This window comes from Type-C symbiont of Plautia stali, from assembly GCF_059730935.1.
Genome location: NZ_AP035923.1, coordinates 98,769 through 113,006, shown reverse-complemented (window position 1 = coordinate 113,006; position 14,238 = coordinate 98,769). Strand labels below are relative to the sequence as shown.

The 14,238-nt window shown below is 56.1% G+C and carries 13 protein-coding genes; 7 read left to right on the top strand and 6 right to left on the bottom strand.

Annotated elements, in window-relative coordinates:
* The first annotated feature begins 81 nt into the window (after positions 1–81).
* Positions 82–444, top strand: a complete 363-nt coding sequence (locus AC6I7J_RS00535; protein WP_021506843.1) for a YibL family ribosome-associated protein — start codon at positions 82–84, stop codon at positions 442–444.
* 6 nt (positions 445–450) lie between these two features.
* Here AC6I7J_RS00535 and AC6I7J_RS00530 read toward each other — a convergent pair whose 3' ends face one another.
* The 3 genes from AC6I7J_RS00530 to AC6I7J_RS00520 all read right to left on the bottom strand — a co-directional run bounded on the left by AC6I7J_RS00530 (position 451) and on the right by AC6I7J_RS00520 (position 3,391).
* Positions 451–1,413: a VirK/YbjX family protein gene (locus AC6I7J_RS00530; RefSeq protein WP_498006493.1), complete on the bottom strand. Its 963-nt coding sequence runs from the start codon at positions 1,411–1,413 to the stop codon at positions 451–453.
* A gap of 176 nt (positions 1,414–1,589) precedes the next feature.
* Positions 1,590–2,207 carry a superoxide dismutase [Mn] gene (sodA, locus tag AC6I7J_RS00525; RefSeq protein WP_021506845.1) on the bottom strand — a complete coding sequence of 206 codons (618 nt, stop codon included), beginning with the start codon at positions 2,205–2,207 and terminating at the stop codon, positions 1,590–1,592.
* Between the two features lie 158 nt (positions 2,208–2,365).
* Positions 2,366–3,391 carry a LacI family DNA-binding transcriptional regulator gene (locus AC6I7J_RS00520; protein ID WP_021506846.1) on the bottom strand — a complete coding sequence of 342 codons (1,026 nt, stop codon included), beginning with the start codon at positions 3,389–3,391 and terminating at the stop codon, positions 2,366–2,368.
* A gap of 312 nt (positions 3,392–3,703) precedes the next feature.
* Between AC6I7J_RS00520 and AC6I7J_RS00515 the strand changes: the two genes are divergently transcribed.
* From AC6I7J_RS00515 to alsE, 4 genes are read left to right on the top strand one after another with little or no spacing between them, the layout of a single operon-like run.
* Positions 3,704–4,144, top strand: coding sequence for a PTS sugar transporter subunit IIA (locus AC6I7J_RS00515; RefSeq protein WP_498006491.1), 441 nt, complete (start codon positions 3,704–3,706; stop codon positions 4,142–4,144).
* A gap of 19 nt (positions 4,145–4,163) precedes the next feature.
* The gene (locus AC6I7J_RS00510; protein WP_021313417.1) at positions 4,164–4,430 is read left to right on the top strand and encodes a PTS sugar transporter subunit IIB; all 267 of its coding nucleotides are present in this window, start codon (positions 4,164–4,166) and stop codon (positions 4,428–4,430) included.
* Positions 4,431–4,465: 35 nt separating this feature from the next.
* Positions 4,466–5,728, top strand: a complete 1,263-nt coding sequence (ulaA, locus tag AC6I7J_RS00505) for a PTS ascorbate transporter subunit IIC (protein ID WP_058758148.1) — start codon at positions 4,466–4,468, stop codon at positions 5,726–5,728.
* A gap of 49 nt (positions 5,729–5,777) precedes the next feature.
* On the top strand, positions 5,778–6,458 hold the full coding sequence (gene alsE, locus AC6I7J_RS00500; protein WP_021506849.1) for a D-allulose 6-phosphate 3-epimerase: 681 nt from the start codon (positions 5,778–5,780) through the stop codon (positions 6,456–6,458).
* A 92-nt stretch (positions 6,459–6,550) separates the two neighbouring features.
* On the opposite strand, the gene AC6I7J_RS00495 is transcribed toward alsE, so the two are convergent.
* A complete protein-coding gene (locus AC6I7J_RS00495) occupies positions 6,551–7,891 on the bottom strand; it encodes an aspartate aminotransferase family protein (RefSeq protein WP_132466968.1) in 1,341 nt (446 codons plus the stop codon).
* 174 nt (positions 7,892–8,065) lie between these two features.
* On the opposite strand from AC6I7J_RS00495, the gene AC6I7J_RS00490 reads away from it, so the two are divergent.
* Positions 8,066–8,839 (top strand): DeoR/GlpR family DNA-binding transcription regulator, encoded by a 774-nt coding sequence (locus tag AC6I7J_RS00490; protein ID WP_211727333.1) that lies wholly within the window; start codon positions 8,066–8,068, stop codon positions 8,837–8,839.
* A 51-nt stretch (positions 8,840–8,890) separates the two neighbouring features.
* Here AC6I7J_RS00490 and AC6I7J_RS00485 read toward each other — a convergent pair whose 3' ends face one another.
* Together AC6I7J_RS00485 and fdhD are read right to left on the bottom strand one after the other, a co-directional pair.
* A complete protein-coding gene (locus AC6I7J_RS00485; RefSeq protein WP_498006489.1) occupies positions 8,891–10,006 on the bottom strand; it encodes a glycosyltransferase family 9 protein in 1,116 nt (371 codons plus the stop codon).
* Positions 10,007–10,211: 205 nt separating this feature from the next.
* Positions 10,212–11,042 (bottom strand): formate dehydrogenase accessory sulfurtransferase FdhD, encoded by an 831-nt coding sequence (fdhD, locus tag AC6I7J_RS00480; RefSeq protein ID WP_498006488.1) that lies wholly within the window; start codon positions 11,040–11,042, stop codon positions 10,212–10,214.
* Between the two features lie 143 nt (positions 11,043–11,185).
* Between fdhD and fdnG the strand changes: the two genes are divergently transcribed.
* On the top strand, positions 11,186–14,233 hold the full coding sequence (fdnG, locus tag AC6I7J_RS00475) for a formate dehydrogenase-N subunit alpha (protein WP_498006487.1): 3,048 nt from the start codon (positions 11,186–11,188) through the stop codon (positions 14,231–14,233).
* Positions 14,234–14,238 lie beyond the last annotated feature (5 nt).

Below are 14,238 nucleotides of genomic sequence, written 5' to 3'. Positions count from 1 at the left end.
CGTTGCCTCTGTTGTCGCTGCGCTGCAAAAGCGGGCGGATTTGATGTATCCTTTGCCTGTTTTCCTTAATGAGTTTTCCCAATGAAAGAACAAGAAAAAGCCGAGATTAAACGTCTCAGCGACCAGCTGGACGCGCTGAATCGCAAAGAACCGCAGCTGCTTGAAGCGGGCGATGCCGAAAAGCTTGGCGCGCTGCTGAAAGAGAAAGAGACGCTGGTGCAGGAAATTGAACGTCTGCGCAACGTGCGCGAAGAGAAGCTGAGCAAAGAAGCCCAGCAGCTGAAAAAGCTGCCGTTCAGCCGTGAAATCACCAAAAAAGAGCAGGCGAACATGGGCGCGCTGAAGAAAAGCGTGCGCGGCCTGGTGGTGGTACACCCGATGACCGCGCTGGGACGCGAGATGGGGCTGAAGGTGATGACCGGCTACGCGAAGCAGCCATTCTGATTACCGTTACGCGGCGTGGGCCACGTCGCGTTCTGCCCCGGCAGCCTGCAGCACCTGCTGCGCCAGCGTATCCAGCAAGGCATAGCGGCGGCGATACTCCGCGCGCTTCTTGCTGGCAATCTCTTCCAGATCTTTACGTGCCATGCTCAGCGGCAGCGTAAACAGCTCATCACCCCGCATTTCCCCGCCCAGTGACAGCCAGAACTCGCTATAGCTGGCAAAGAATTTATCACCTTTGCTATGACGGTAGCGCAGGCTGCGGAAAACATGGGTGGTATCGCCGACGGCGGTAATGGCCTGTACGCCGCACTGTGCCGCCAGAATAAATACCGCTTCCATCAGCAGACGCTTAGGAAATACGCCGTGCGCGGCTTTGGTGGCATCGCGAATAACGTCACTGGAAATATGTTTCCGCGGCCCCTGCAAGCCCCCAATTAATAGCGTGCGCTGCTGCTGTTCCTGAATAATAGAGAATGACAGCGAGGCCAGCGTCATATCCTGATAATTAAGCAGCAGCGTAATTTCCCCTTCCCGGTCGTAATGGCCGGAGCAGCAATAAATCGCAAACTGCTCCTCGTTTTTGCCGGTGAAACGGGCAAGGAGATTACCGCTCGGGCTCAGCAGCAACTGGCGCAGCTGATTATTCGCCAGCTTATCCATCAATTGATAATGATCGAGAATCGCCTGCGCACGCTGCGCCACGCTGAAACCTGCGCGCAAATACGGGCGATGCGGCTTAGCCGGCAGTAAGCCCTGGCTGTTTAACAGCTGCGGCAGAAAAGAGAGTTTGGCCAGCTGATGGAGATAATTAAAGGTGGTCAGTGGAAATACCGCTGACCTTAAGGCAAATTTCAGGCGAAATTGCTGGCTATTCCACAGCTTATTTGGCCGCAGCTTTCCACTGACTAAAGGTATAAACAGCGCGGCCGACGAAACGGAGTCCGGCTCAGAATGTGTAATAATAGACATGATTATTTTTACGTCGCGAGATAACTGAAGGCTACTGTATGCCCCAAATTATCAACGGCGCGTTAATAACCACTTTAGCCTGGTCATGACGTGGAGTTTGTTGAGCTGCGGTTTAGGATGGCGATAAAAAACCGGTGCACGCAGGCACCGGTTATTCACATAGCGTAAGCCAGAACTTATTTTGCCGAGGCGAAACGTGCCGCTGCTTCGTCCCAGTTCACCACGTTCCAGAACGCTTTGATGTAGTCAGGGCGCTTGTTCTGATACTTCAGATAGTAAGCGTGCTCCCACACATCCAGACCGATGATTGGGAAACCAGACACGCCAGCGATGGCTTCGCCCATCAGCGGGTTGTCTTGGTTAGCGGTTGAAACGACCGCCAGCTTGTCGCCTTTTTTCACCAGCCACGCCCAGCCAGAGCCAAAACGGGTCGCGGCCGCTTTCTCGAACTCTTCCTGGAATTTCTCAACGCTACCGAAATCTTTTTCGATTGCTGCTTTCAGGTCGCCCTGCAGCGTGGTGCCGGTTTTCAGGCCTTTCCAGAACAGGCTGTGGTTAGCGTGGCCACCAGCGTTGTTACGCAGTGGGCCTTTTTTGTCTGCTGGCAGCTGATCCAGTTTGGTGATCAGTTCATCAACCGGCAGGTTTGCGAATTCGGTACCTTCCAGCGCCGCGTTGGCGTTGTTAACGTAGGTCTGGTGATGTTTAGTGTGATGGATTTCCATCGTCTGCTTGTCGAAGTGCGGTTCCAGTGCGTCGTAGGCGTACGGCAGGGATGGCAGTGAATAACTCATGTTCTTCCTCTCCATTTAGTGTTTGGCAGCACAACCTTGCTGGTGTGCCGCATAAGCAGTCGGATCATTATAGTTAAAATCATGATCCGGAAAAGGGTTATCAATGCCTTAGTAATGATAAGGATTTGATCAATCTGGCAAAAGGTGCGCACACACGGCTACACCTTGTGGGTGCTGGCGCGCAGCTTAAGCTGCACCGGCAGCTCGTTGATGGCAGGCGGCTCGTCGCCGTTGAGTGCCGCCAGCAGGCGTTTACCGGCCATGCGCCCCATCTCCTCGTACGGCAGCACAATGCTGGTCAGCGGCGGCGAACATACCGCTGCCAGCGGGCCACCGCCGATGCTGGCAATCGCCAGCTGGCTGGGCACCGAGACGCCCGCCGCGTGACAGGCCATGATGGCGCCGCACGCCACTTCATCGCTGGTACAGATCAGGACGTCGAGTTCCGGCCAGGTGAGACGGATCTCTGCCAGCAGGCTGTGGCCGGCGGCAAAGGTGGGCATTTTTGGTGAGGTCACTACGCGGTGCGGTGCCAGATTCAGCGCCAGCATCCCGCTGTGCCAGCCATTGAGCAGCTGACGGAAAATAGTGCTGTGCGTTTGTGTGCACAGCAGGCCGGGATGGCGATAGCCGCGCTCCACCAGGCTGTTTACCAGCTGACGAATGGCTTTCGCATAGTCCACGCCGATGCTGATGCCGGCAGAATCCTGATGCACGCCGCCGATGTCCATCACCGGCAGACCGGAGTTGCTCAGCAGGCGCTGCGCTTCGGCGGCATTATCGAAATTGAAGTGCACCATTGCGGCCGGGTTGTAAGAGAGCAGCATCTCAATCAGCTCGCTCTCCTCCGCCGCCGAGTGATTGGCTTCGGCCAGCATCATGTTATAGCCCTGCGGCCGCAGCACCTCCTGCAGTGCCTCTGACACAATCGCGCTGCCCGGCGTCGCAAATGAGGGTACCACCATGGTGATCAGCCGCGACGAGGCTGACGCCAGGTTACGCGCCTGCACGTTGGGCACATAGGCCAGTTCCGCGACGGCCGCGTCGATCCTTGCGCGAATTTCGGGCGACACTTTCTCCGGCATACGCAAAGCGCGCGACGCCGTCATGGCGCTGACACCGACCAAACGGGCAACATCGGCCAGCGTGCTTTTGCCGGTACTGCGCCGTCGTTTTTCTGTCATGCGTTCTCCTGTCTCTACCCTGCTGGTTCCGGGTAGCGCTCGATTTATCCGCACGCAGCTTAAAACCAAAAGCAAATTGGTGCCATGTTAAAAACCACAGAATCGGGCATGTCTCATTGGCTGCGTGATTTTCGCTGGCCTGAGCATGTCACCCCGGCCTCAGCGTGACAAACCGCGCGCGGAAAAATGTTATCGCTAACACACTTTTTAACATCATTCGTGTTAGCGCTAACTTTTGCGAGCAACATCACAGAACCCAGGCGATAAAATCACCTACAGTGCACCGCATCGACGAATAAACAGGAATTACTGATGCTCACTCAATGGCTGACACCGCAACATATCCGGGTAATAGACGACGTTAGCGACTGGCAGGAAGCGGTGCGTTTATCGGCCGAGCCGCTGCTGGCGGAGGGGGCAATTACCCCGGCTTATCTGGATGCGATCTTTACCTCGCATGCTGAGCTGGGTCCCTATTATGTGCTGGCGCCGGGTCTGGCGATGCCACATGCGCGTCCGGAACAGGGTGCGCGCAAAAACGGCCTGTCGCTGCTGCATGTAAAACAAGGCGTGAATTTTGCCGCCGAAGAAAACGACCCGGTATTTGTCGTTATTATGCTGTGCGCCCTGTCTGGCGACGATCATATTCAGATGATCACCGCGCTGGCTGAGGTGTTCAGCGACGAATCCCGCCTGCAGCAGTTGCTGTCGGCATCGACCCTGCCAGCGATTGAAGCTGTCATTAAAGATTAATCACCAGAGAAACCTGAAAATGAAAAAAGTACTGATTGTGTGTGGAAACGGTTTAGGCAGCAGCTTCATTGTGGAAATGAACGTGAAGAAAATTATTAAGGAGCTGGGTAAAGAGGCTGAAGTGGGTCATACCGATTTAACCTCTGCCAAATCTGAGCAGGCCGATATTATCATCAGCGCTAAAGATATCGCTGACCAGCTGTCGAGCCACAGCGCACAGGTATTTGGCCTGAGCAATTTACTGGATAACGCCAGAATCAAAGAAATTCTCGCCGACAACCTGTAATTGACCCGACGAAATTTACTCACACGGAGTAATTTATGCTGCAGTTTATAATTAAGGATGTTCTTGGAACACCCGCTATACTTGTCGGCCTTTTTTCCCTGATTGGTTTATTACTGCAAAAGAAACCGGTATCCGATGTGATTTCCGGTACGCTAAAAACCATCATGGGTTTTGTTATTCTTATCGCCGGGGCCAACTTAATTGCGGCCACCCTGACCATCTTCAGCCAGCTATTCGAGCACTCGTTCAATATTCAGGGCGTAGTGCCGAATACTGATGCAATGGCCGCGCTGGCACAGAAAAACTACGGTACCGAAACCGCGATGATCATGGTGTTCGGTATGCTGGTGAATATTGTGCTGGCGCGCATCACGCCGCTGAAATACATCTTCCTGACCGGGCACCATACGCTGTATATGTCGGCGATGCTGGCGGTGATCCTGTCAGTGGGCGGCGTGCACGGCTTCTGGCTGGTGCTGATCGGCTCGCTGATTCTCGGCACCATGATGGTGGTATGTCCGGCGATTCTGCAGCCGTTCACCCGCAAAATCACCAACTCGGACGACCTGGCGCTGGGCCACTTTGGCTCCACCGGCTACCTGCTGTCGGCGCTGGTCGGCAAAGCGGTGGGCAAAGGCAGCCCGTCGATTGAAGAGCTGAAAGTACCGAAAACCCTCAACTTCCTGCGCGACTCGTCCGTGGCAATTTCGCTAACCATGATGATTCTGTTTGTCGCGCTGGTGCTGGTCGCCGGTAAAGAGTTTACCGAAAGCCAGGTGAGCGGCGGCCAGAACTTCATCGTCTTTGCCATTATCCAGTCGATCACCTTTGCTGCGGGCGTTTACATCATTCTTGCCGGTGTACGCATGGTGATTGCCGAGATCGTCCCGGCGTTCAAAGGCATCGCCGATAAACTGGTGCCAAACGCTAAACCGGCGCTGGATTGCCCGACGGTCTTCCCGTTCGCGCCGAACGCCGTGATCATCGGCTTCCTGTGCAGCTTCGCCGCCGGTCTGATCAGCATGTTCCTGTGCCCGCTGTTCGGTCTGAGCGTGATTGTGCCGGGCCTGGTGCCGCACTTCTTCTGCGGCGCGACCGCTGGCGTCTACGGCAACATCACCGGCGGACGGCGCGGTGCCATCATCGGTTCCTTTGTCCAGGGGCTGCTGATCTCCTTCCTGCCCGCCATTCTGCTGCCGCTGATGGGTGACCTTGGCTTCGCGTCCACCACCTTTGGTGATGCGGACTTCGGTATCGTCGGCATTGTGCTCGGCCATATTATTTCGTTCTTCCATTGATGTCACAGACAGCGCCTGCGGGCGCTGTTTGCGTAATGAGGAAATCAGCATGAACGCCCGCTTTTCACCGTCCCTGATGTGCATGGATTTGACCCGCTTCCGCGAGCAGATCGAAGCGATGAACGCCAGCGCCTCGTTCTATCATGTCGATATTATGGATGGCAGCTATGTTAAGAATATTACGCTGTCGCCATTCTTTATTGAGAACCTGCGTAAAATTACCGATGTGCCGATTGATGTGCATTTAATGGTGAACCACCCGGAAGATATTATTCCGATGTGCATTGACGCCGGCGCGGATATTATCAGTTTCCATCCGGAGACGGCGAATAACAAAATTTTTCGCCTGCTGACGCAAATTAAAGAGGCTGGTCGTCGCTGCGGCGTGGTGCTGAATCCGGCGACGCCAGCCGACAGCATTCGTGAATATGCGCATCTGCTGGATAAAGTGACGGTGATGTCAGTCGATCCCGGTTTCGCCGGACAGAAATTTATTCCGGAAACGCTGAACAAAATTCGCCAGCTGATCGCCATGCGGGAAACGCACGGTTATCACTATCTGACCGAAATCGATGGGTCGTGCAATGCGCGCACCTTTAAGCAGATTGCCGCCTCGGGCGTCGACGTGTTTATTGTCGGCACCTCCGGCCTGTTCAATCTCGATGATGATGTGGCACAGGCGTGGCAGAAGATGGAGCAGATTTTTGCCCAGGAAACTGCCGCAGCGTGATGTCCTTTCACGCCCTGCCAGATGCGCATCAACGCGCGTCTGGCACATTATGCTGAAGGGTCGCCATTCATGGCGACCTGATATCTGAATAATTAACGCCCCAGCTCCGTCAGCGACTTATCCAGTGCTCCCACCAGCCAGTCGATATCACCGCTCTGGAACGCCAGCGGCGGACGCAGTTTCAGCACGTTGCCGTACGGCCCGGCCACCGACGTCAGCACATGGTGATCGCGCAGCTTCTCGATCAAATCCAGCGCCAGCGCTTTGTCCGGCGTCTTACTGCTGCGATCCTGCACCAGCTCAAACCCGATAAACAGCCCGGCACCGCGCACATCACCAATGCAGTCATGGCGATCCATCAGCTTCTGCAGCTCCGCCAGCAGCTGTGCGCCGACCACACGGCTATGCTCCTGCAGCCCCTCTTCCTGAATCACCGTCAGCACCGCCTGCGCAGCGGCCATCGCCACCGGGTTGCCGCCGAAGGTATTGAAATAAGGGATCTCGTCGCTGAACGCGGCCAGCACGTCGCTTTTCGCCAGCAGGCCGGAAACCGGAATACCGTTGCCCATCGGCTTACCGGTGGTGACCACATCCGGCACCACGCCGTGACGGGCAAAGCCCCAGAAGGCATCGCCGGTGCGGGCAAAGCCGGGCTGCACTTCATCAGCGATAAAAATGCCGCCGTTAGCATGCACCACATCCACCGCTTGCTGCAGGAATCCGCGCGGATTAGGCAGCACGCCGTCGGAGGAGAAGATCGAGTCGGCGAGGAAACCGGCGAATTTAATGCCGTGCGCTTTCATGTCATCAATCTGCTGCTGTATCTGATCGGCGAACCATGCCCCGAGGTCGGGCGCATCGACACGATAAGCATCCGGCGGTGGCACCAGGCGGGTGGTCGCGGCCAGCGGCTGACCGCTACCCAGCGCCGGTGACGCGCCAGAGGTCAAATCACTGGTACCGTGGTACGCCTCCTGCGAGACAATAATACCGGTGCCACCGCTCCAGGCGCGCGCCACGCGAATCGCCAAATCGTTGGCTTCTGAGCCGGTACACATATACATGGCGCGATCGATGGCTTCCGGCGTGGTCGCCAGCAACGCTTCGCTGTAGTCAAGAATGCGCTCGTGCAGATAACGCGTGTGCGTGTTCAGCATCTTCATCTGCTGACTCACCGCCTCAATGACCGCCGGATGGCAGTGGCCGATGCTCGCCACATTGTTATACACATCCAGATATTTATTACCCGCCGCATCCCACAAATACTGCCCTTCGCCGCGCACCAGATGCACCGGCTTGCGATAAAACAGACGATACGATTCGCCCAGCACTTTGCTGCGCTTGTCCGTCAGAGTGCGGGTGGCCGGATCCAGCGCGTCGGCGTGTTCGGCGCGAAAACTGTTGGTATCCATGATGGTGGAACGTGTAACCATGGTAACTCCCGTTGCGAAGGTGAAAGGGGGTGTTTGCAGCCTGATCTCTGCGAACATCATGCCTGCTTTAGTGAAAAATGCAACCAAATACACAAATACAACCAAATACACATGACGCCACGATGACACTCAGGTAAGCTTAGGCCCAGCTTCGCTCTGCCACAGGGAAACGTCATGCTGCAGGAAACCCGTTTACATCGCATCCGCGCGCTGCTGAGCACGCAACATCAGCTCAGCACTGAACGCATCATCAAAGAGCTGGGTATTTCGCGGGAAACGGCACGGCGCGATATCATTTCGCTTGAGGCGCAGGGGCTGGCGCGCCGCGTACATGGCGGTCTGGTGGCGCTGGAGAGCCCGCCGGAGCCACCGCTGCAGGTGCGCCGTAACGCACAGGCCAGAGAGAAACGCGCGATTGCCGCCGCGGCGGTACAACATCTGCAGCCCGGCCAGACGCTGTTCCTCGATGCCGGCACCACCACCACGCTGCTGGCAGAAGAGCTGCGCACCATGTCCGGCCTGACCATCATCACCAACAGTCTGCAGGCGGCACTGGCGCTCACCGCGGCCGAAGAGCATGAAACCCTGAATAACCAGGTGCTGCTGCTGGGCGGCATGATGATGGCCGGCGCGCAGCAGACGCGGGGAGAAATGACGGTGGGGGAAATTTATCGATATCGCGCCGACGTGGCGCTGCTGTCACCGGTCGGCATCGACGCCCGAAACGGCGCCAGCAGTTTCCATCCGCATGAAGCCGCCATCGCGCACGCCATGGTACAGCAGGCCAGCCGCACCCTGCTGCTGGCGGATCACAGCAAACTCGGCGTGATCAGCCGTACCCAGTACGCCCCTGTCGGCGATATCGATCTGTTGATTTGCGACGGCGGCGCGGCAAAGCCCGGTGCGCTCAGCGCTCTGCAGCAGGCGTTAGCGGTGCAGGTGGTGTAAGGAACTGCCCGATGCACGGTCACCGTACCGACGGCACGGTGACCTCATCGATTATGGCTGAACCAGCGTGTGGATTTTTTGGCTTATTTTCTCAACCAGCCGTCCGTCATTTTTAAAAACAAACTCATCGGAAAATATCTGATGGCCGTTACTGTAGCCAGGTGACCACAGCTGATTATTTTTCAATGAGTCCTGATAGATGCCAACCAGGGCTTTATTATAAGCCGCCGAGATATGCACCACGGCGGTATCGGGAGTAATCACGCAATCACTTTTCTTAACCGCAGCGAAAGCGTGATACAGCGAGGGAACGCGGTATAACTTCGCGGGGTACAGCGACGCCTGTTCCAGCGCGCCTTTGTGATCGAGCACCACGATATTGGTGGCCGCATTATGCCTGACAATCGCCCCGATTAGCTCATTCAGCTGCTGCTCAGAGAGGTCACGATCGGCATGACTGGCATAAATATTGATTAAAATATTGTGCTCATCAGCGGAAAACATGCCGGACTGGTGAATTTCGGCATCAATGCGCTCAGGGTAAAATATTTCATAATTCAGCCCATCAACCGTCTCAACCTGAAGATAGTCAAGAACCGCACGATAGATATTTTTAACGTGGTTATTAAGGTGATCGAACTGAATGTTGATATCGTAGGGTTTAAGCCAGCCAGGCTTGTTGAAACCCAGCGTCATTTTAGGATTGATATCGGCAATCATTTTGGGCATATACAGCGCGGTTTGCCAGATAGCCGTATCGATCAATAAATCGTAAGCATTGTCTCTCAGGAGGGTAACGACCTCACTCCCGATGGCGGTGTCATATTTATCGCGCTGATGACAATCGCTGAAACTGTCCGAGAGATAGATGTTGTGAATATACGGGTTATGTCGGAAAAGGCTCTCATTCTCCTTTACCGCCAGAATATCTACACGATATCCGGCTTCAAACAGCGCTCTGAGAAAACACGTAGAAACGATGGCATCGCCGATTTTACCTTCATTGCGAACCAGCAGAATGGATTTGATATCCTGTCTATTCGGCTTGTGGCATGAAGACTTTTTCCATTTCCTTGCTGCAAAATAAAGATCAAGAGAGTATTTAATCTCTTTCTTTAAATAATTACGCCTGCGATTCAGCTGCCGCAGCTTTTTAATTAAAGCCATAATGAATATATTATTATTGATTGAGACGTTAATGATAGCGCATCAACTTCTTCATTCCTATCGAAAAGAATGTCACATTAAAAACTATTGCATGCATATTATTTAGCAGGCTAACCAGAAAAAGCGCAGCGTAATAAAAGATTGCCTGACACCTCCCGGTACGCTGCACGCCGTGAACGATGAAATTCCCGGCATGTATCGCACATCAACCGTTAATCAGACGCTGCGGATGGCTGTACACCGTGGCGCGTCCCGGTTTAGAAAAACCGACCAGCGTCAGGTTACAGCGCTCGGCCACTTCAACGGCCAGCTGGGTGGCGGCCGAGACGGCAAACAGGATCTCTACGCCGCACATGGCAGATTTTTGCACCATCTCATAGCTGGCGCGGCTGGAAACCAGCACCGCGCCCTGCTGCCAGTGCTGCTGGCTGCGCTGACCCAGCAGCTTATCCAGCGCCACGTGGCGACCCACGTCTTCGCAGCAGCCCTGCAGTTCGCCCTGCGGCGACATCCACGCGGCGGCGTGCGTGCAGCCGGTCAGATTGCCGATGGGCTGGAAATCGCGCAGCTGTGCCAGCCCGTTATCGAGGCAGGCCAGATCGAAGGTCTGCGTAAACGGCAGCGGCTGCACCGGCTTGCCGATTTGATCCAGCTGCTCCACCCCGCATACGCCGCAACCGGTGCGGCCCGCCATGGCGCGACGCTGCGCCTTCAGCGCCATAAAACGCCGGCTGGAGAGTTCGATCTGCACTTCGAACCCATTGCAGCCCGGCACCACATCCATGCCATAGATCTCGCCGGGTTGCTCAATAATGCCTTCAGAGAGCGAAAAACCGAGCGCAAAAGCCTGCAGATTATCCGGCGTCGCCATCATCACCACGTGTGAAATACCGTTGTAGACCAGCGCCACCGGCACTTCCTGCGCCAGCCAGTCGCTTTCCGCTTCGGTAATCGCGTGGCGCTGCCATACGGTGGTCTGGCTCAGTCCTGCGATCTCATTCACATTCTGGTTACTTTTTTGCTGTTTCGCTTTCACTTCTCTCGTCTCGCATAACAACCACATTAAAGTAGTGGTAATATCAGGTCGCTTTTGACGCAATCCTGCGTGGAGCCATTCTGAACCCCGGCTCCATCCAGCGCAAAAAAATTATTACAGCAATGTCGACTCAAGGATTACCCATGAACGTCAGCCGAAGAAAATTCTTCAAGATCTGCGCTGGCGGTATGGCAGGAACCACGGCAGCACTGCTCGGCTTTACGCCGGAAGCCGCGCTGGCGGAAACACGGCAGTATAAGTTGCTGCGTGCCCGCGAAACCCGTAATACCTGCACTTACTGCTCAGTCGGCTGTGGCCTGTTAATGTACAGCCTCGGCGATGGCGCGAAAAACGCCAAAGAGACCATTTTCCACATCGAAGGGGATCCGGACCATCCGGTGAGCCGCGGCGCGCTCTGTCCGAAAGGCGCGGGCCTGCTTGATTTTGTCCACAGCGACAGCCGTCTGAAATATCCGGAATACCGTGCGCCAGGCTCCGACAAATGGCAGCGCATCAGCTGGGATGACGCCTTTACGCGCATCGCGCAGCTGATGAAAGCCGATCGCGACGCCAACTTTATCGCGCAGAACGCCGCCGGCGTGACGGTAAACCGCTGGCTCTCTACCGGCATGCTGTGCGCTTCGGCCTCCAGCAACGAAACCGGCTACTTAACGCAAAAATTTACCCGATCGCTCGGTATGCTGGCGGTCGACAACCAGGCACGCGTCTGACACGGACCAACGGTAGCAAGTCTTGCTCCAACATTTGGTCGCGGTGCGATGACCAACCACTGGGTCGACATCCGTAATGCCAATCTGGTTGTGGTGATGGGCGGAAACGCTGCTGAGGCGCATCCGGTCGGTTTCCGCTGGGCGATGGAAGCCAAAATTCACAACAAAGCCAAACTGATTGTTATCGATCCGCGCTTCACGCGCACGGCATCGGTGGCAGACTTTTACACGCCTATCCGCCCCGGCACCGACATTGCCTTCCTGTCGGGTGTGCTGCTGTGGCTGCTGCAGAATGACAAAATCCAGCATGAATATGTGCAGGCGTATACCAATGCCAGCCTGATTGTGCGGGAGGATTACCATTTCGACGATGGCCTGTTCAGCGGCTACGACGAAGCCAATCGCAAATATGACAAAACCAGCTGGAACTACGAGCTGGGCGACGACGGCTTTGCCAAACGCGATGACAGCCTGAGCCATCCGCGCTGCGTCTGGAATCTGCTGAAGCAGCACGTCAGCCGTTATACGCCGGAAATGGTCGAGCGCATCTGCGGCACGCCAAAGGCGGATTTCCTGCACGTCTGTGAGCTGATTGGTGAAACCAGCGCGCGCGACCGCACCACCTCGTTCCTGTATGCACTGGGCTGGACACAGCACTCGGTCGGGGCGCAGAACATTCGCACCATGGCGATGATTCAGCTGCTGCTGGGCAATATGGGGATGGCCGGCGGCGGCGTCAATGCGCTGCGCGGACACTCCAATATTCAGGGTCTGACCGATCTCGGCCTGCTGTCGCAAAGCCTGCCGGGCTATATGACGCTGCCGTCAGAAAAACAGACCGATCTCACCAGCTATCTGGCGGCAAACACGCCGAAGCCGACGCTGCCGGGCCAGGTGAATTACTGGGGCAACTACCCGAAATTCTTCGTCAGCATGATGAAAGCCTTCTTTGGCGATAAAGCGCAGGCGGAGAACAGCTGGGGCTTTGACTGGCTGCCGAAGTGGGACAAAGGCTACGACGTGCTGCAGTACTTCGAGATGATGTCGCAGGGCAAGGTCAACGGCTATCTGTGCCAGGGCTTTAACCCGGTGGCGTCGTTCCCGAACAAGCGCAAAGTGATTGATTCGCTGTCGAAGCTGAAGTTCCTCGTCACCATCGACCCGCTCAACACCGAAACTTCGACCTTCTGGCAAAACCACGGCGAGTTTAACGATGTCGATCCGGCGCAGATTCAGACCGAAGTGTTCCGTCTGCCGTCGACCTGCTTTGCCGAGGAGAACGGCTCAATCGTCAACTCCGGCCGCTGGCTGCAGTGGCACTGGAAAGGTCAGGATGCGCCGGGCGAAGCGCTCAACGACGGTGAAATTCTCTCCGGTATCTATCTGCGTCTGCGTGAGATGTATGCGCGCGAAGGCGGTGCACAGCCAGAGCCGGTGCTGAACATGACCTGGAACTACCTGACGCCCGACAATCCGGCCTCGGAAGAGGTGGCGATGGAGAGCAACGGCAAGGCGCTGGCGGACATCTACGATGACAAAGGCACGCTGCTGGTGAAAAAAGGCCAGCAGCTCAGCACTTTTGCCCATCTGAAAGATGACGGCAGCACCAGCAGCGGCTGCTGGATTTTCGCCGGTAGCTGGACACCGGACGGTAACCAGATGGCGCGCCGCGATAACACCGATCCGAGCGGGCTGGGTAATACGCTGAACTGGAGCTGGGCGTGGCCGCTGAACCGCCGCATCCTGTATAACCGCGCCTCCGCCGACCCGCAGGGCAACCCGTGGGATCCGAAACGCCAGATCCTCAAATGGGATGGCAGCAAGTGGGGCGGTATGGATATTCCGGACTACAGCACGGCCGCGCCGGGCAGTAACGTCGGGCCGTTTATCATGCAGCCGGAAGGCATGGGCCGCCTGTTTGCCATCGACAAAATGGCAGAAGGACCGTTCCCGGAGCACTACGAGCCGTTTGAAACGCCGCTCGGCACCAACCCGCTGCATCCTGACGTGGTCTCCAACCCGGCCGCGCGCGTGTTCAAAGACGATCTGGCGGCGATGGGCAAAGCGGAGCAGTTCCCGTATGTCGGCACCACGTATCGTCTGACCGAGCATTTCCACTACTGGACCAAACACGCGTTGCTTAACGCCATCGCGCAGCCGGAACAGTTTGTGGAGATTGGCGAGAAGCTGGCGAACAAGCTCGGCATCGTCCAGGGCGATACGGTGAAAGTGAGCTCCAACCGCGGCTATATCAAAGCCAAAGCGGTGGTCACCAAGCGCCTGCGTCCGCTCAACGTCGATGGCAAAACTGTCGATACCATTGGCATCCCGATTCACTGGGGCTATCAGGGCGTGGCGAAAAAAGGCTTCATCGCCAACACCCTGACGCCATTTGTCGGTGACGCCAACACGCAAACGCCGGAGTTTAAGGCGTTCCTGGTTAACGTCGAGAAGGTGTAACGGAG